This is a genomic window from Paenibacillus sp. Y568 (assembly GCF_059445545.1).
On the sequence record NZ_JCAIUM010000018.1, the window covers coordinates 45,960 to 62,566 of the forward strand.

Genomic DNA, 16,607 nt, shown 5'->3' on the forward strand with positions numbered 1-16,607 from the left:
CATTGAGTTTAGGAGGTTATCATGTGAAGAAGGTTATTTTGTTATTTATGGTACTCATTAGTTTCATCGGATTGTTAACAGCGTCTAGTGAAAAGAATAATGATGCAATTATTACATTTTCACTTGATGCTAATGGGAATTACACAGGGTTTTCAAATCTTTCCAGTAATTATACCGTTGAAGATGCTGAAAAAGACGGATATTTTGTTAAACAAGATTTAGAAGTGATTGTAAACAATGAAGTATGGGATAACTTTGTTGAAACAGCAAGACAAGGCATGAATATTGGTATTCGAATGGTTAGTTTCTTTACAGAAACTAATAGTCTATATTTTAGCGATATTTTTTTCAATGACGGTTTCTACTATTTGTTTGATAGCAGCTCTGACAACCAACAAAAACAACCATTTTTGTATTTATTAGCATTAGAGGGGAGGTTTGGAGGACCATTAGTAGATAGTGAGGTTGTTATATTAACTAATGATAACGCTTTAACTTTCGATGTTGTTATGAAATCAATGTATTCCAGTAGCATGGATTACATCCAAAGTGTTTCCCCATATAAAATGATAAATTTTGTACGAAAACCGCTAAACTATAAATGAAATAGCATGTAATAACACATTTGAACTAACTGGTAGTAAACTGCAAATTAAAAAGCGAAGGATGAAGCCTAGTGACTCAGGAAGAAGTGTTAAAAGGTGGTAATGTTAATCACATTGTCCGCATAACGAATACTGTTCGCCGCCCCACAGGGTATTGGAGTCCATGTGTACATGAACTACTTAAACATTTGGAGAGAGAAGGATATGGAGGAGCACCAAGATTTCTTGGAATTGATGACTCTAATCGCGAAATATTGTCATTTATTTCTGGAGAAGTGTCAGGAAATGATTACCCTAATCTTGAACCCTACATGTGGTCGGACGAGACACTGGTGGGTTTGGCACGCCTTCTACGTCATTTTCATGATGTGACTAAAGGGTTCACTCTTGAGACGGAGGGTAGATGGCAACTTAGCTACTCTGATGATACCAGGTACGAAGTGATCTGTCATAATGACGCTGCATTGTATAATGTGATCTTTCATAAGGAGACACCTGTGGCGTTGATTGATTTTGACATGGCAGGACCTGGTCCTCGTATGTGGGATATTGCGTACTCTCTTTACACATCTGTTCCGCTTTCGAGTTTCGCACCTGATTATACTTCAGGATCTACGGTACCATACCAACCAGATTTACATGCCGAAGACCGCCGTCGTCGAATTCACTTGTTTTTTGAAGCATATGGAATTCCTGTTTCTAATGATCTGCAACAGTGGATTATTCAACGTTTGACTGTACTTTGTGATACGTTGAGTATTGGTGCTGCGGACGGAAATCCTGCCTTTCAAAAAATGGTTGATGAGGGACACTTGATGCACTATGAGCGCGAGATTCAATTTGTAACAGATTATTTCGAAGATTGGATATAGAATTGAATAATACTCGGATAATGGACGTTCCGAATAACCTAAACGATATGGGAAACTATTGTAAAAAAAAATTGGAGGTGGTCTCAATGAAAATATTAGACTACATCCCGGATCATGCTGAAGTTGGAGTTGGTTTAGAGCTACGTTTAAGAACAGGTCAATTTGTTTTCTTTTTACCAGGGACGAGGCATTTGAGAGATTAGTCAATCAATGAGATGTTTTATGCAGGAGTCGGAGGACACCTGGAACCGGGGGAAGACTTATTAGAATGTGGAAAGCGGGAGGTCCAAGAAGAAATTGGGCTGTCAATTGAATATGAAGGCAGTACAAGCACAGTATATATTGACTCAATCAAAAATATCCGATCAATCGAAGTTGACGATTCGATAAAGCCATTGGCAATATTCGAGATGATTCATCCCGAAGGCAGTCCCAAAGCAGGGGGACTAACGGTATTGATATTGAATCTATTATTTTTGAATATTATTAGTAATAAAAAGTTAGTAGGAGGAGAAAAAATGATTTATTTGAGTTGTACATATTTAATAGTAAAGGATATGGAAAAATCAATTTCATTTTATGAAACTCTATTAAGAGTAAAAGCACAGTCCAAGAATTTAAAAAGATGGGCTCAATTTAATTGCGGTAATAGTATAGCATTGTGGAATCCCGAATATGATCTGGAACTAATAAGAAATAACGAAGAATTGGATGAGCATTTCAATAAAGAATACTTATTATACAAGCATAACAATAAGACCGAGTATGGAAATAATGTAATTTTGAATTTTAACATGCCAGATTTACAGGTTGAATATGAACGTATAAGGTCTTTAAATATCGGAAATATAACTGATATTTTGTATATTAATATAGTCCAACCCTATTATTGTTTTATGCTTGAGGATCCGGATGGCAACCTACTTGAAATTACCGGAGAATACAAATGAAACTAGCTAAAAGTGTTTGATTAGATAATGTTTGAACTCAGGAATGCTAAACGTTAGTGAAATTTCCTAATTACATATATATTGGTTCAATCCAAAAACATTTGTTGAGATAACTGCATTTATTAAGGATAACCAACAAACATACAAGTGTTTAGTAATGACCAAAGAAAATGAAAATTAGATTTTAAATTAGAGACCTATGAACGTTATGAATATAACGAAACAGAGACAAGAGCGTTAATCATTGAAGAGACCGAAGATGAAGATTACATAAGAAATATTGCACCTAAAATCAGAAAAGTAATTCAGAAACATAACGTTGGAATGAATATTCATTGAATGCTCATGAGAAGTTACCACGATTGCAACTATTGCCGGTAAGCTAGCCAATGAACGTCAGAAATGCGGTTAAATCATGTTTTAAGGATGATCCCATGAAAAAGAAACTAATATTAATCGAAGGTATACCAGGATCAGGTAAATCTACCTTTGCACGATTCTTATCTAATCAATTTGAAAGAAATGGATTCAAAACTAGAGTATATCTTGAAACTACATTTGAGCATGTAATTATCGAATCTACTGGTTATGAAGATTATTCTTTGTTTAGGGATTTACATTATGAAAGATGGGTAAAGTTTTTGGATGATTCACCTGACGAAGAAGTTATTGTGATGGAATCTGCCTTTATTCAAAGTCCAATTGTTCATTTGCTCCACAAAGATGTGGACAGAGAATTAATAAAATCATTGATACTTAAAGTAAGCAATCTATTGAGTAAAGAAGATTGTAGTTTAATTTATTTTTATCAGAAGGATATTTCGCTTGCTATTGACAAGATGATTAAGGGTCGTGGCGGAAAAGAGTATTTAGAACGAAAACATAATGAATATATAAGTGAGACTTACTTTAGAAATAGACAAGAACAAGGTTCAGAATCGCACATATCATTTTTTATGGAATATGCTGTTCTTGCCAATGAGATAGTTAGCAAGGTTGCTATTCCGACTGAGAAAATAGAGAATTCTGCTGCAGCTTATCAGTTGTATCAAATACAAGTACTAGAGAAATATAATCTAACTTACTATCCAGATCCCGTCCTGAAACCAGCAATACTTAATAAATACTCGGGTCTATATCATAATAGGGTGATGGATTTAAAGATTTCAGTTGAGCTGATAGGTGATTGCTTATGGATTTTTGGAAATAAAAGAATGAAGCCAAAAAGTGAAGATCAATTTTATCTTGATGACATGAGCGTACTTGTAAATTTTATTAAGGATTCAACGAATGTCACGGGTCTATTAATAACGGAAAAGGATTTATATGCTAACAGGAATGATAATGGAACAATGTTTGATAAAATATCATACTGAACTTCTGCTAACAATATATTCACCCTATGGACCGGTTGGAGACATCGCTTGGTCCGCCTAGGGGCATTTAGAGAAGCTGAATCAGACGGAGATCCTGCACCGATAAACAGCGGCGCTTCCGCTCTTGTTTGGACTTAAGTCAGTGCGGGTTCATGAATAAGAGTATGTTGGACGATACAACTGAATTCATAAGAACATCTGTTAGATAGTAGCAGAGGAGATAGAATCAATGAAACTTATGAAGATGAATAGACTACTATGGATCTTTATCGGGTTTGGAATATTAGTAATTATTATTGGTTTTTTTATTGGACCTATGTCCCCATATCAAGATCCAACCCCAGAGTTTAAAAAAGATATATAACGAACAGGTTTATATGTCTCAATTGATCATGAATTGTGGATATATAATTACGGGAATAAGTTTAATTCTAATTTCAATAACAAAAGTTTTTACAATGAAAATTAAAAACTAAACAAGATAAGATCAAATTACAGGAGTATTGCAAGGCAGACAATCAACAACGTTCTAAGTGCGGAGGAGACCATGGATAATATCAAAGCCGTTATTTTTGATTTGGATAACACGATTCTTGATAGAACAAGTACATTTGGTAATTTTACGAATGTCCTGTTAAGCAATTACTTCGGACACCTAGAGTCAACGAAAGAGATATTCGATAGAATCATTCATCTCGATGAGGATGGGTACAAGGACAAGAATGATTTGTTTTCTGAACTTATTGATGAGTTGCCATGGAAAGTAAAGCCACAAAAGAAGGAATTAATGGATCTGTATAAGACGGAATATGTTAAGAGTGCTGTACTGATGAATCGAGCAAGAGAAGTTGTAGCTCACACTAGAATGAAATACAAAACAGGATTAATAACGAATGGAAAGAATTCAATACAATATGGAAAAATTGATCGATTAGGGATCAGGAATGAATTTGATTTAATAATAGTGTCTGAAGAAGCAGGAATAAAGAAACCAGATCCTAGAATATTTGAGATGGTGCTAGATAAGTTGCAATTTAAACCCGAAGAATGTATATATATCGGGGATCATCCTGTAAACGACATCGAAGGGGCAGCAAAGATTGGAATGAAAACGATATGGATAAAAGTGAATCAACCATGGAACGACGGAATATTAGCAAAGCCTTTATATTCAATTGATCATATAAGTGAGAAAGAGTGAACATCCAATAACACCTTTTTTGCGCTTCGTAATATTCGACACTCGGTCTGGCAGAGGGATTGGTAAGTAGTGGGAGTGTCCGGGTTTATTCCGCTACCTTGAAAGGTGAGATCTTAGTGAAAGCATTGAATGAAGAAATAACAGATTATTTCACATCGGTATTAAGATACACAATAAAGATACAAGAATTCGAAAACTGGTTGTATACAAATGAAGACATACTCGAAGGATTTTTAGGGAATGAAGCTTATTTTAATTTGGTGAATCTCAACTACAAATCAAAATTCATATATGATGATCTAGAGCCACTAATTATAAGCATTCTAGATTATAAGTCATATGAGGATTTTCGAATAAGAGATACGTTAAAAAGATTAGTTAGTTCTGAAGAAGAATTTATTGGTTCTTGCAGACAGATTTATAATGATTATTGTAATGGACACTATTACCTTAGGCGTATTGCATTAAAGTATATTGTAGATGATTATGACGGTCAGCTATTTGATCCAATAAAACGTAATGATTTCATAAAACAATATCGACAAGAATTTATTGAAGAGATTTTACGATTGCTTAGCTATTTTGAAGAAAACAAGATAGAGATTATTGGTGAAAATGAATATATCGATCTAAGAGATGAAGACGAAAAGATTGAAGAACGATATTGGAAGTGAGGAATAACTATATGCAAAAACTAATTGATGAAGCTGTAATTAAACTGGAAGAGAATTTACAACTACCTGAAAGAGTATTTAACATTGAAGACTTACCGTGGGTACCGTTCGATGATGGGACGTGCGGCTTTAAACCTTTAGAAGATCTGAATAAGGCCACTTATGCTGATTGAACGTCAGGTATGTCAAACCATTGATAAATTCTACAGGAGGAGAAATCATGAAAAGCTCTTTAATAGAAACTATTGGAGAAAGACTTTTTATCAAGAGAAGAGGACTATTTCCACGAGCTAATATTGTATTATACCATCCTGGACACTTTCCTGAATTGAATAAAGATATCTCCCTTTTGTATCTAGATGAAGGATTCGATGAGGTTTGGATACCAGATTTACATAATAATTTTTTGAACGAAAGTGAATACACATACCATAAAACAATACTAGTGTCTCAGGGTATCCCGGAGAACAGAATTAAACCAATAAAAGCACAACGAAATAATGTGGAGGGAGTAATTAGTCAGGCCTTCGGAGAAATAAATAGTAAGAATGAGAATAAAAATGTGTTATTAGCTGGAAAATCCTTTTTTGTATTGAGGTTTTTTACATTGGCATGTTTATACTCAAACGAAGAGATTAATATCGACATTTTACCCCTTGAGGATAGCAGAGGAATCAATATGAGTGACTGGAATAAATCAGAAAAGGGAAGAGATCGAGTAATAAGTGAGATACGGAAGATTTCATAAATATTAGAAAGACATAATGAGATTTTAGCAGATACAACAATGTCGTAGCAATTCGGATAACAATACACTTCTGCATCCAGCTAAGTCTGCCGACCCGTGTTTTTAGGTAACTTGAGTCACTTGTTTCAAAGCCCTCTTTGCTAAAATAATTTCAGGATGGAGTGCCACAGTAACGGTAAGTGAAGGGAAGGGAAGAAAACGAGATGAAGGTGCATTGGAAAGCGAGGTAATTATTATTAAGGACATAGAGGAACGTAATGAGATCGATGAACTTTGGGATCCAGAAGAAACTGATTTAAAAGAATTAAAAGTTCGAACATGGAAGATATTTTTTAAAGTGATAGGTATTGTATGTTGCATTCTGATACTTGGAGTTGGATTGATTATATATGGGACGTTTAAGTTGTTTGGCACTGCATGCGGCAATGAAATAATAAGCGAAATTCCTCAACCAAAAGGTACATATAAAGCCGTTGTATTTATTAGGGATTGTGGTGCAACAACTCGTAAAAGCAATCAGGTTTCAATCGTTAGAAGTGGACGTAATATTAATGACTCGGATACTGGCAATGTATTTGTTACATATGAACCGGTAAGTATACAATGGTCCCAAAAAAATAGCTTAGTTATTGATTATACTGTAGGACAAGTATTTAAGCAGAAAAGAACATTTAAAGGAATTAGAATTAACTATGAATAATAAGATCATGAGCGCAAATCCGCGATGGCTATAACATCTGATAACACAACATACATATGCTCTTGATCGCTTTGAAGATTTTCAAGGAGATTATTTATGCTATACATTTAACGAGTATTTACGGATCACTAGTGAGGTGACTTATTTGGGTAACATTAAAAGATACATTGTTCTAACCCTATTATTTATGATATTGGCTACATATCTATTATTTCAAAATATCGATCAAAACCATTCATTGAATCTCATAACAGAAGAGAATAAACGGATTAATCGTGAATTAGAAACGCTGAAGAATAGCACCGAAAATTTAATGGTGTTTAATCCCGAGGGTGCATTTGGTCCGGAGAATAAAACGGACAATGCCCTTGAGACTGAATTTTATGATTTCAAGAGAACTATTCAAACTTTGCTCTTAGCACAAAATGGAAAAATCCAAATAGTAAATCAAGAAGAACGTGAGAGGGCTATATCATCTCTAAATGATGGTGATATCGAATTAGTTGAATATAAAGACCTCTTCGGAAGCCAAGGTTCAATACTATTACCAGCTAATACTGTAATTAATACTTTTGAAGATGGTATTGAATATGAAATATCAGGATTGGAAAATGTTCGTATCGTTTTTTCTGGAAGGGTTCATAAAGACACTAAGTTCTTTGAGGCAAGATCATATTTAAATATTGCTCAATTTCAAGATAAAAATATTGAAATTGACAAGCGCAAAGAAATCTACTTTGAACCAGCGTTCATGAAGTACCAGGATTATTTATGCTTGAATACTCTTTTTGAGGGCCTATCAAGAGGAGATCGTAATGGTTCAAGATATTTTTTTTATAGAAATAAATAAAGAAGTAATAGGGGTAACTATACAACGACCTTTAAATATCGATAAAAGAAACTTAGAATCAATAGAGCTATTATTAAAAACATTGAATCCTCTATGACACAACAAACATTCTGCACGTCGCTCACAGACTCTCCTTGGTTCCATGACGTGAAATTTAGGATAGTAATAATAAAACCAAAAGCCATGTAAGACAAATGAAGATCAAAAGAGGGACGTGAAGATCTTGAATTACATAAGACAAATAAGAGAGTTAGTAGGAACACAACCTATAATTATGGCAGGAGCATGCGTGATTCTTATAGACGCAGAAGGTCGATTATTATTACAACAAAGAACTGATAATGGTTTATGGGGATTACCGGGAGGTTCAATGGAACCTGGGGAAGAGATCAAAGAAGTTGCACGAAGGGAACTGTTTGAAGAGGTAGGATTAGATGCTAAAGAATTAGAATTTTTTGAACTGTTTTCAGGAATGGATCAATATTACCGATACCCAAATGGAGATGAAGTATATAACGTGGTTGCTGCTTATATATGTAAAGATTACAGTGGATTCATTAGAGGCGATGGAGATGAGGTGAAGGATATTCAATTTTTCGAGTTAGATAAGATACCAGCTCAAATAAGTCCTCCAGACCTACCGATCATAATGAAATATTTAAATGAATTAAGGGGATAAAATCAATTCTTTTGGAGAATCGAGAATGCCATGCATTAAAACATAATGAAAAATATTTAGATGAAGAATTAATGGTATTACATTTAGATTCTAAGTAATTAACATTAGAGGGGAGATTTTATCATGATCATTCGTACTGAGACTGTACAGGACTTCGAAGAAGTATTTAAATTGAATTACCTAGCCTTCGGAAATAGAGAAGATGAATCAATATTAATTGAGAGGATTAGAGAATCTGAAGAGTTTGTACCAGAGTTAAGCATAGTGGCAGAGATGGACAACGAAATTGTGGGGCACTTGTTATTGAGTAAAGCCATAGTAGAAGACCACAAGAAGGTATCTACAGTTATTGTCCTGGCTCCCATAGCGGTTAAACCTAATCGTCAAAAACAAGGAATAGGAAGTGAATTAATCGAGGAAGGAATAAGACGATGTAAAGCCTTAGGATATAGCATCATTTTGTTAATAGGACATCCTAGTTACTATCCAAGACTGGGGTTTAAGCCAGCAAGAAAGTATGGATTAGAATTGAAACAATTCGAAGTGCCTGATGAAGTATTCATGGTATACGAAGTGGAAGATGGAAAACTTCATGAAATAAAAGGGGAACTAAAATACCCGAAAGCTTTTTTCTAGCAAAATCAAAGTTCAAAGTTGGCATTAACATCACCTAACGTTTTATTCACACATCTAGGGATAAGCCTCCCGTCGTGATCATGGTAACGTTAGGTGAAATAATGGAGAAAAAGGGTTTAGAACAAGTATAACTTTTTAAATAGACTATAACGCTTTTACAGGTATACATATCTCGCAATAATTGTGATTCAACATATCACCAATGTATCTTTCGAATATGGGTTTGTTGTCTATTTGATATCCACTTTTAGATAGCGCTGGAAAAATATCAACCCATGCTTTTTGAATATCTTCGGCGGTATGTTTAGCTTCATAGGTTACATAATTTCCACCAGCGAATTCAGTTTCGGAAATGTTGTTATCCGTTTTATTTATGTGATAATCGTCTGAAATAACAATACAAGCATCATAACGACAGTTTTCAGGAAGTGTTGTTTCAGGATTATCTTGTGCTATTCCAAGTAGTATTGATGATACATTCAGTAACTTATTTTCTTTAGCCCACTTCTTTAATGCTTCCATGGCATGAATGTTCTTAGGACCATATGGACCTACTTGCCGCACAAATACAATGCGAGTTTTTGGCATGATTTCAAATCTAATAGTCATTTTTTTATTTCCTTTCTGGATTATATTGGGTACACAACGAATGCTAACATGATATAAAAATATTTACATAAGTTTTTTCGAATACCAAGTGGAGTTACAGAAAAGTGGGAGGAAACTCTGATGTTAAATTGAATGTTTAATGGAGGTACAGACATAGAAGTCTATCTATCAATCTATTTCAGTTTTATATTGCTGACATATGTGAAATTCAGCTAAATTGTCATTAAACCACTTGATCCCACCAAAATTAATAATAAAAATGAGGCTAAATATGATAGAAGAATGGAAATCTATAAACACACAAGAAGACATAGATAGATTAATGAATGACTTTGGAGGGTTTCATGATGCGTGTTTAAAAGAACTGTATATGTGGACTGACCATTATGTGGATTCCAATCTGTCTATGAGCGTTAGTGACAAATTAGATCATCGAATAAGAGTATTATTCCAAAGACAGTGGGAAAATCCCTCAGCAATAGAAGTGTTATTTGAAGAAGTAATTAAATTAAGTATAGAACCGAGCAATGAAAATTATGATTCCATTATCTATGGGGGAACATTCCTCTTTAAGGATGGAGTGTATTACTGGGCAGATGATCAGAACTGGAGTCCAGAAGAAAAAAAGAATTATGAAGTGAACTGGATTGCAGCGAGGAAGGTGAGTTGGCGAGAAGTCAGTCAGTGGATGGGCGAAGAGCAAAGGTACGGAATTACGAAATGACTTGATTTGTATCTCGAAACTGCGGTTCTTAAGCCAATTGAAAGTCAGGAATGTCAAACGTTATGTGATAGACTGACAAAATCTAATAAAGGGAGTGGAATTATTGAAAGCACCTACCTACATGATGCGTTTTTAGATTCAAACGTCAAAGGGATATTATCTACTCTAGGTGGCTATAACTGCAATCAATTATTAAGATATATCGACTATCCAATAATTAAGTCTAATCCAAAAAGATTTTGTGGTTATTCTGATATAACTGCGTTAAGTAATGTGATCTATACAAAGACAGGATTAATCACCTATTCAGGTCCTCACTTCTCTACCTTCGGTATGCTTAATGGTAATGAGTTTACAATAGAATATTTTAAAATAATGATGATGTGGGAAGAGCCGATTAATATTATTCCTTCTAAACAATGGAGTGATGATTTATGGTTTTTAGATCAAAACAACCGTTCTTTCATTAAAAATGATGGACCTTATGTGATTAATGATGGAGAAGAAGCACCTCCTGAACCTTTTGATAGAGATTTGCAATCTATTATTCATCAAGCTATGTTTCAAGGAGTTAAAGGAATAGTAATAGGAAGATTTCAGAAATCGGCAAATATGACTAAAGAACTCCTTAGAAAGATAATTAAATCAAAGAAAGAATTAGATAAGATCCCAGTAATTGCAGATGTAGATTTTGGTCATACATCCCCATTAATTACATCTCCCATTGGAGGGCAAGTATCAATTAAAGCATACAATAAATCAGTAGAGATAAGAATAACTGAGTAGGTATATAAGATTTGAGCTATCTAAGGGGAAGTGACATCATGAATACGACTCCGTAGGTGGAATACCCTGAAAGATTATTTATCTAGGAGGATCCATGAAGCGAATATATCTTGTGAGACATTGTAAAGCTGTTGGGCAAGATGCTCAAGCAGTTCTAACAGATGAAGGAAAGCAACAAGCTGAGAATTTGGCTGACTTTTTTCAGAATAAGAATATTGAATATATCATTTCAAGCCCTTTCATTAGAACAATTAACACTATTCAACCATTAAGTATGTCAATTAAACTGAAAATAAATATTGAAGTTCGATTACAAGAACGGATTCTGAGTACATCACATTTAGAGCATTGGATGGAACTTCTTGAAAGAACTTATACAGATTATGATTTGAAGTTTGAGGGTGGAGAGTCTTCCAATGAAGCGCTAAATAGAGGAATGAAAGTGATTCAAGAAATGGTTGCAAGACCTGAAGATACCATTGTGATCGTGACTCATGGAGCTCTGATGTCTTTAATCATAAAACAATATAATAAGGAATTTGGGTTTGAAGATTGGAAATCCCTATCTAACCCAGATATATATAAAATAGAAATACATAATAATAAATCAACCATAGAGCGGATTTGGAGGTGACTCAGGAAGAGGAAACATTTGATCTATAACATGATATAAAGGAAGTTGTTCAAATGATAAGAAAAATGACTCAATCAAATAAACATGATTATAACAAACCCAATGATGATTTTACTGTTAGCGGAAGAATTATCCCCAAGTATGAAGATGGAATATGGTCATATCAAGAAGAGATATTTGATGAACAATATATTAAACAATATGACATGGAGAGCATTGATAACAGTTATATTGATGATAAGAAATAAAGCTGTTTACTTGTATTATGAAAAAGGTGAATGTACCGGTCAGATAAGACTTCGTGAACATTGGAACGGGTTTGCTTTTATCGAGGAAATTTCAGTTGCTAAAGGGAGAAGAAATAAAGGGATAGGGACTGCCTTAGTAAATAGGGCTTTAGAGTGGGCAAAACAAAATGATTTAATCGGTCTAATGCTTGAGACGCAGGATGTTAATCTATTTGCCTGTCGTTTTTATGCCAAGAATAACTTCATGATTGGTGCCGTTGACAGTATGTTATATTCGAAATTTCCAACAGCACACGAAAAAGCAATATTTTGGTATAAAAAGTTATAAAGAATTAATAATTGTTAAATGGATTTTCTAACAAGGCAAAGGCAGCGCATAACAGCGTAATTACACATGGCGGACTTTTACATAAGATTGTTGATAGTTATCAATTTCCAAGAACAGGGGGATTCTTAGTAAATGAGTATTGAATTTAAAAAAGTGAGCGAATTCAATCGCGGGATATTTATTGAATTATTGAAAGATTCGTATTCCTTTGACTGTAAATATGAACAAGCATGCAAATCTAAATGGCAAGAGAATGACGATTTCTTCTTCGACAATTTACAAATCGCAGACAAATACTGCTTTGTAACAACACTAAACGGTGAAGCGATTGGATTTGTTGCATGGGACCCAAGAAATATGCCTGAGTATGCGGAGATCGGTGATAATTGCATTGTTTCGAAATACAAAGGAAATGGATATGGTAAATTACAGCTTCGAGAAGCAATTCATAGAATCACACACAATGATGTGGAAAAAATAATAGTAACTACGAATGATGATCTAATCCCCGCTCAGCGGATGTATGAAAGTGTTGGATTTACCATATGTAAGACAAGGGGAAATCAAAATGTTGAACATATAGATTATGAAATTATCTTCTAAGCTTGAAAAAATGGGGGGGATAAATATGAAGAACCCATTCCCAGAAACAAAAGAAACTACAAGGTTGCGTGGAGGATATCCATTATATAAATTGAATCGATTCTAAACGATATTAAAGAGAGGACGGCACTACTAACATGGAAAGCATATCAGATGTAGTTAAATTGGAAGCTATAACATCCTTTCAATCGACAATTAGCAAATCCGAAAATAGTTTAGCTCAGATGGTTCAAAAAGGCGCAAGTACTACTTTAATAAAGAAACGGCTTAAAGCTTTTTACATTGGCTTAGCCATGTTAGAGAACGTTTGGAATCACGAACCTCATAATTATACCCAAGAAGATTTAGTAGGAGCTCGTATTACTCTTACTGGTTTATTCCCATCAATTAAAAACGCTTATGCAAAGTTAAAGGCAGGTAGTCCGCAAAGAACACTTTTAGAACGAAGAATACAAGCTTTGGAATTAGCTGTTCAGGCCATTGACGATCTTTTCAAAAGTACGACATAGTGATCACGGCATAGTTTTAGAAAATCATTAAAGTTAAGCGGATAGTTCAACTAAAGAAGTATTCTACCTATTAATTCCTCACCAGCGTTGTTAAACTTATTTAAATGACCTTTTATTCTATGAGAATTGGGGAGAGAAGTTATGCTAATTGTGAAGTATAGGGAATTGGCGGTAGAAGATTGTGAACTAATAAATGATATGAATCCATCACAGTATATTAAAAAAGCTTGGAGAGAAGTTAACAAAACACGCCAGTTAGTCGAAATTAATTATCAAGATCCTGATTGGGCTAATGGTTACGAACACCATTTTAATAGTCTGAAAGAAACGATCTTAAATGGTGGTGAAGCGGTAGGTGCTTTTGATAGCAATAACAAGTTAATAGGTTTTGCAACAATAAACCGAGAGTTCTTTGGTGAAAAGTATAATTATGTTGTATTAGATCAATTATTTATCACGTTAGAACATAGAAATAAAGGAATAGGAAAAGAGTTGTTTTTGATGATGGCAAAAATAGCGAAAGAGTGGCAAGCAGATAAAATATATATTTGTGCAGGTTCTGCCGAAGAGACAATTGCATTTTATTGTGCATTGGGTTGTAAAGAGGCGATAGAAATAAATATGAAATTATACGAAAACGACCCAAGGGATTTTCAATTAGAGTTTTCACTATAAGCTTTTGTTATCATTTCTAGATTTTGAGTGGGGGAGCATTTATGATCGCATTTAAGGAAATAGATCGAAATAATTTTTTTGAGGTCATTAAGCTGAAAGTAGCTGACGAACAAAGTGAGTTTGTAGCAAGTAATTTGTTTTCGCTCGCACAGGCTAAGGCATTTCCAGAGTGTGTTTGCTTGGCAATTTATAACGATGATGTTCTAACAGGATTTACGATGTATTGTATTGATGAAGAGGATCATGAATATTGGATCTATCGATTAATGATAGACACTAAACATCAGTCAAAAGGTTATGGCAAGTTAGCTATGGAGAAACTCATTGAAAGAATTAAAGAAGATATACAACATAGGGTCATATACATAAGCTTTGAACCAGAGAATGTGTGGGCGAAACAATTATATGAGAAATTAGGCTTTGAAGCAGATGGACGAGTAATCGATGGGGAAGTTGTTTATAAACTGGTGTATTAATCAGACAATAGCAAATAATTCAAGGAGGTTAAAAATCAGTTAGGAGGATACTCATGCATGAATCAATCGCAATTATTTCAGATATTCATAGTAATAGTATCGCATTAGAAGCTGTGCTAAAGGATATTTCGGCACGGGACATTCAATTCGTTGTGAATTTAGGAGATAGTTTGTTCGGTCCGATTGATCCATTAGGTACCGCAAAACAATTAATGGACAACAAAAATATAATAAATATTATGGGGAATTGTGATGAAATTCTTCTGAAAGAGGAAAGTAACTCGGCTACTTATAAAATTTTAAAACCAATACTAAATAATGAGATCAAGAACTGGATTAGTTCGTTTAAAAAAACATGGGTGTTTGAAGAACTTTTGTTTTGTCATGGAACCCAATTTTTAAATAACCAGTATTTGTTAGAAGAATTAAATGAAGATGGTGTTAGATATAAAAGTCTCGTGCATCTCTCAATAGAACTTGAGAAAGTTCCGCAGAATGTTATCTTTTGTGGACTCAGTCACGTATTTAGAACTACTTATTTACCGAATGGTAAGTTCATTATAAATGCGGGTAGTGTGGGTTTGCCTGCCTATGATGATGAATTGCCATATCCACATGTGATGGAGTCAAATTCACCTTATGCAGATTATGTTATTGCCTACAAAACTGCGTCAAGAAAATGGAGTTTTGAACATGTAATGATTCACTATGATTGGGAAAAAGCTAGTTCAATTGCTGAAGCTAACGGACGACAAGATTATGCTGTGGCTATAAAGACTGGGAGAGCAATCAAAGTGTAAATATCCATTCCATGATTCAAGGAGGTCATTCATATATGCCCAATATCTCATTAATCATTCCAACAATTGAATTGAAAGAAGAATATACAGAATTTTTTAAAGACTGGAAAGACTCAAATGAAGCGATGGTCCCCTGGGTAATTAAAAAGGATCCTACTGAATTCGAAGAGATGCTCGATTTTCTTTTTAAGAATGAGGATGAAAAGTATATACCTGAGGGAAGGGTACCAAGTAGTACATTCTGGTTAGTCATTGATCACCGAAAAGTAGTAGGAGCAGTTAATATAAGACATGTTTTGACTGAAAAACTCTTTCATTGTGGTGGACATATTGGATATGGTATTCGCCCATCTGAAAGGCAAAAGGGTTATGCAACTAAGCTATTATCATTAGCATTGGAAAAGAGTAAAGAGCTGGGAATTAAAGATGCTCTTGTTGCTTGTGATGATCACAATCTTGCATCGAAGAAAACTATTCTAAAGAATGGCGGAGTGCAGGATAAGGATTTTGTTGAACAAGATGGGAATGTTGTGAATCGATTTTGGATAAAGGTTGAATAAAGATGTACACTTATCGCCATAGTAGCTGCCACTATATTAACTATATTTTTCGGACCCTATGGAATTTTGGTGCTGATTTCTATAACCTTTGGATTAATTCTAAGTACACACAATAGAACAAAAGAAATTCATTCCGATTTACAGATCATAAAAGCAAAGTTAGGAATTGAGGAGAAAGATGAATTCAATATGACGGATCAGGAGATTGAAGAAGAACTTGAGAAAGAGATGTTAATTGATGATAAAAAAAACTGAACTTAATTCCTGTTGCATAACTATCTTAGCATGTCTTTCTGTATAAACTCTGTCTACCCAGGAATAACCATCATAACGCGAAAAAAGAAGCACTCTCCTCGAGAGTGCT

23 protein-coding genes and 1 pseudogene are annotated in these 16,607 nt (G+C 34.3%); 23 read left to right on the top strand and 1 reads right to left on the bottom strand.

Annotated features, from left to right (window positions below):
• The first annotated feature begins 23 nt into the window (after nt 1-23).
• The 12 genes from AC1D7X_RS21030 (at nt 24) to AC1D7X_RS21085 (ending at nt 9,291) form a co-directional block, all read left to right on the top strand.
• Entirely contained in the window at nt 24-605 is a 582-nt protein-coding gene (locus tag AC1D7X_RS21030) for a hypothetical protein (RefSeq protein WP_495458200.1), read from the top strand.
• 71 nt (nt 606-676) lie between these two features.
• Nucleotides 677-1,477 (top strand): phosphotransferase, encoded by an 801-nt coding sequence (locus AC1D7X_RS21035; protein WP_495458201.1) that lies wholly within the window; start codon nt 677-679, stop codon nt 1,475-1,477.
• Nucleotides 1,478-1,692: 215 nt separating this feature from the next.
• The gene (locus AC1D7X_RS21040; protein ID WP_495458202.1) at nt 1,693-2,427 is read left to right on the top strand and encodes a VOC family protein; all 735 of its coding nucleotides are present in this window, start codon (nt 1,693-1,695) and stop codon (nt 2,425-2,427) included.
• 434 nt (nt 2,428-2,861) lie between these two features.
• A complete protein-coding gene (locus AC1D7X_RS21045; protein ID WP_495476052.1) occupies nt 2,862-3,803 on the top strand; it encodes a P-loop NTPase family protein in 942 nt (313 codons plus the stop codon).
• A gap of 547 nt (nt 3,804-4,350) precedes the next feature.
• On the top strand, nt 4,351-5,004 hold the full coding sequence (locus AC1D7X_RS21050; RefSeq protein ID WP_495458204.1) for an HAD family hydrolase: 654 nt from the start codon (nt 4,351-4,353) through the stop codon (nt 5,002-5,004).
• A gap of 116 nt (nt 5,005-5,120) precedes the next feature.
• Nucleotides 5,121-5,678 (top strand): hypothetical protein, encoded by a 558-nt coding sequence (locus tag AC1D7X_RS21055; RefSeq protein WP_495458205.1) that lies wholly within the window; start codon nt 5,121-5,123, stop codon nt 5,676-5,678.
• Between the two features lie 11 nt (nt 5,679-5,689).
• Entirely contained in the window at nt 5,690-5,851 is a 162-nt protein-coding gene (locus tag AC1D7X_RS21060; RefSeq protein ID WP_495458206.1) for a hypothetical protein, read from the top strand.
• Nucleotides 5,852-5,898: 47 nt separating this feature from the next.
• On the top strand, nt 5,899-6,426 hold the full coding sequence (locus AC1D7X_RS21065; protein WP_495458207.1) for a hypothetical protein: 528 nt from the start codon (nt 5,899-5,901) through the stop codon (nt 6,424-6,426).
• Nucleotides 6,427-6,640: 214 nt separating this feature from the next.
• On the top strand, nt 6,641-7,126 hold the full coding sequence (locus AC1D7X_RS21070; RefSeq protein ID WP_495458208.1) for a DUF5412 family protein: 486 nt from the start codon (nt 6,641-6,643) through the stop codon (nt 7,124-7,126).
• 145 nt (nt 7,127-7,271) lie between these two features.
• On the top strand, nt 7,272-7,976 hold the full coding sequence (locus tag AC1D7X_RS21075) for a hypothetical protein (protein WP_495476053.1): 705 nt from the start codon (nt 7,272-7,274) through the stop codon (nt 7,974-7,976).
• Between the two features lie 214 nt (nt 7,977-8,190).
• Nucleotides 8,191-8,655 carry an NUDIX hydrolase gene (locus AC1D7X_RS21080; RefSeq protein WP_495458211.1) on the top strand — a complete coding sequence of 155 codons (465 nt, stop codon included), beginning with the start codon at nt 8,191-8,193 and terminating at the stop codon, nt 8,653-8,655.
• A gap of 123 nt (nt 8,656-8,778) precedes the next feature.
• A complete protein-coding gene (locus AC1D7X_RS21085; RefSeq protein WP_495458212.1) occupies nt 8,779-9,291 on the top strand; it encodes a GNAT family N-acetyltransferase in 513 nt (170 codons plus the stop codon).
• Nucleotides 9,292-9,435: 144 nt separating this feature from the next.
• Here AC1D7X_RS21085 and AC1D7X_RS21090 read toward each other — a convergent pair whose 3' ends face one another.
• Entirely contained in the window at nt 9,436-9,900 is a 465-nt protein-coding gene (locus AC1D7X_RS21090; RefSeq protein ID WP_495476054.1) for an AraC family transcriptional regulator, read from the bottom strand.
• A gap of 271 nt (nt 9,901-10,171) precedes the next feature.
• Here AC1D7X_RS21090 and AC1D7X_RS21095 point away from each other — a divergent pair, with 271 nt between their 5' ends.
• The 11 genes and pseudogenes from AC1D7X_RS21095 to AC1D7X_RS21145 all read left to right on the top strand — a co-directional run bounded on the left by AC1D7X_RS21095 (nt 10,172) and on the right by AC1D7X_RS21145 (nt 16,498).
• Nucleotides 10,172-10,624, top strand: coding sequence for a hypothetical protein (locus AC1D7X_RS21095; RefSeq protein ID WP_495476055.1), 453 nt, complete (start codon nt 10,172-10,174; stop codon nt 10,622-10,624).
• Between the two features lie 6 nt (nt 10,625-10,630).
• Nucleotides 10,631-11,410, top strand: coding sequence for an LD-carboxypeptidase (locus AC1D7X_RS21100; protein WP_495476056.1), 780 nt, complete (start codon nt 10,631-10,633; stop codon nt 11,408-11,410).
• Between the two features lie 94 nt (nt 11,411-11,504).
• Entirely contained in the window at nt 11,505-12,044 is a 540-nt protein-coding gene (locus tag AC1D7X_RS21105; protein ID WP_495458216.1) for a histidine phosphatase family protein, read from the top strand.
• A gap of 53 nt (nt 12,045-12,097) precedes the next feature.
• Nucleotides 12,098-12,620 (top strand): annotated as a pseudogene (locus AC1D7X_RS21110) (GNAT family N-acetyltransferase).
• A gap of 132 nt (nt 12,621-12,752) precedes the next feature.
• The gene (locus AC1D7X_RS21115; protein WP_495458217.1) at nt 12,753-13,223 is read left to right on the top strand and encodes a GNAT family N-acetyltransferase; all 471 of its coding nucleotides are present in this window, start codon (nt 12,753-12,755) and stop codon (nt 13,221-13,223) included.
• A gap of 137 nt (nt 13,224-13,360) precedes the next feature.
• Complete coding sequence (locus AC1D7X_RS21120) at nt 13,361-13,732, top strand: hypothetical protein (protein ID WP_495458218.1); 372 nt, start codon at nt 13,361-13,363, stop codon at nt 13,730-13,732.
• 141 nt (nt 13,733-13,873) lie between these two features.
• The gene (locus AC1D7X_RS21125; protein WP_495476057.1) at nt 13,874-14,407 is read left to right on the top strand and encodes a GNAT family N-acetyltransferase; all 534 of its coding nucleotides are present in this window, start codon (nt 13,874-13,876) and stop codon (nt 14,405-14,407) included.
• A 41-nt stretch (nt 14,408-14,448) separates the two neighbouring features.
• Nucleotides 14,449-14,883, top strand: coding sequence for a GNAT family N-acetyltransferase (locus AC1D7X_RS21130; protein ID WP_495458220.1), 435 nt, complete (start codon nt 14,449-14,451; stop codon nt 14,881-14,883).
• Nucleotides 14,884-14,936: 53 nt separating this feature from the next.
• The gene (locus AC1D7X_RS21135) at nt 14,937-15,683 is read left to right on the top strand and encodes a metallophosphoesterase family protein (RefSeq protein ID WP_495476058.1); all 747 of its coding nucleotides are present in this window, start codon (nt 14,937-14,939) and stop codon (nt 15,681-15,683) included.
• 35 nt (nt 15,684-15,718) lie between these two features.
• Entirely contained in the window at nt 15,719-16,243 is a 525-nt protein-coding gene (locus tag AC1D7X_RS21140) for a GNAT family N-acetyltransferase (protein WP_495458222.1), read from the top strand.
• A gap of 69 nt (nt 16,244-16,312) precedes the next feature.
• Complete coding sequence (locus AC1D7X_RS21145; RefSeq protein ID WP_495458223.1) at nt 16,313-16,498, top strand: hypothetical protein; 186 nt, start codon at nt 16,313-16,315, stop codon at nt 16,496-16,498.
• Nucleotides 16,499-16,607 lie beyond the last annotated feature (109 nt).

What these genes read in the sequence shown, in the direction of transcription:
- AC1D7X_RS21050 (WP_495458204.1), top strand. Translation starts at nt 4,351, where the DNA reads ATGGATAATATCAAAGCCGTTATTTTTGATTTGGATAACACGATTCTT.
- AC1D7X_RS21120 (WP_495458218.1), top strand. Translation starts at nt 13,361, where the DNA reads ATGGAAAGCATATCAGATGTAGTTAAATTGGAAGCTATAACATCCTTT.
- AC1D7X_RS21085 (WP_495458212.1), top strand. Translation starts at nt 8,779, where the DNA reads ATGATCATTCGTACTGAGACTGTACAGGACTTCGAAGAAGTATTTAAA.
- AC1D7X_RS21040 (WP_495458202.1), top strand. Translation starts at nt 1,693, where the DNA reads ATGTTTTATGCAGGAGTCGGAGGACACCTGGAACCGGGGGAAGACTTA.
- AC1D7X_RS21090 (WP_495476054.1), bottom strand. Translation starts at nt 9,900, where the DNA reads ATGACTATTAGATTTGAAATCATGCCAAAAACTCGCATTGTATTTGTG.
- AC1D7X_RS21115 (WP_495458217.1), top strand. Translation starts at nt 12,753, where the DNA reads ATGAGTATTGAATTTAAAAAAGTGAGCGAATTCAATCGCGGGATATTT.
- AC1D7X_RS21045 (WP_495476052.1), top strand. Translation starts at nt 2,862, where the DNA reads ATGAAAAAGAAACTAATATTAATCGAAGGTATACCAGGATCAGGTAAA.
- AC1D7X_RS21060 (WP_495458206.1), top strand. Translation starts at nt 5,690, where the DNA reads ATGCAAAAACTAATTGATGAAGCTGTAATTAAACTGGAAGAGAATTTA.
- AC1D7X_RS21130 (WP_495458220.1), top strand. Translation starts at nt 14,449, where the DNA reads ATGATCGCATTTAAGGAAATAGATCGAAATAATTTTTTTGAGGTCATT.
- AC1D7X_RS21105 (WP_495458216.1), top strand. Translation starts at nt 11,505, where the DNA reads ATGAAGCGAATATATCTTGTGAGACATTGTAAAGCTGTTGGGCAAGAT.
- AC1D7X_RS21065 (WP_495458207.1), top strand. Translation starts at nt 5,899, where the DNA reads ATGAAAAGCTCTTTAATAGAAACTATTGGAGAAAGACTTTTTATCAAG.
- AC1D7X_RS21125 (WP_495476057.1), top strand. Translation starts at nt 13,874, where the DNA reads ATGCTAATTGTGAAGTATAGGGAATTGGCGGTAGAAGATTGTGAACTA.
- AC1D7X_RS21140 (WP_495458222.1), top strand. Translation starts at nt 15,719, where the DNA reads ATGCCCAATATCTCATTAATCATTCCAACAATTGAATTGAAAGAAGAA.
- AC1D7X_RS21135 (WP_495476058.1), top strand. Translation starts at nt 14,937, where the DNA reads ATGCATGAATCAATCGCAATTATTTCAGATATTCATAGTAATAGTATC.
- AC1D7X_RS21095 (WP_495476055.1), top strand. Translation starts at nt 10,172, where the DNA reads ATGATAGAAGAATGGAAATCTATAAACACACAAGAAGACATAGATAGA.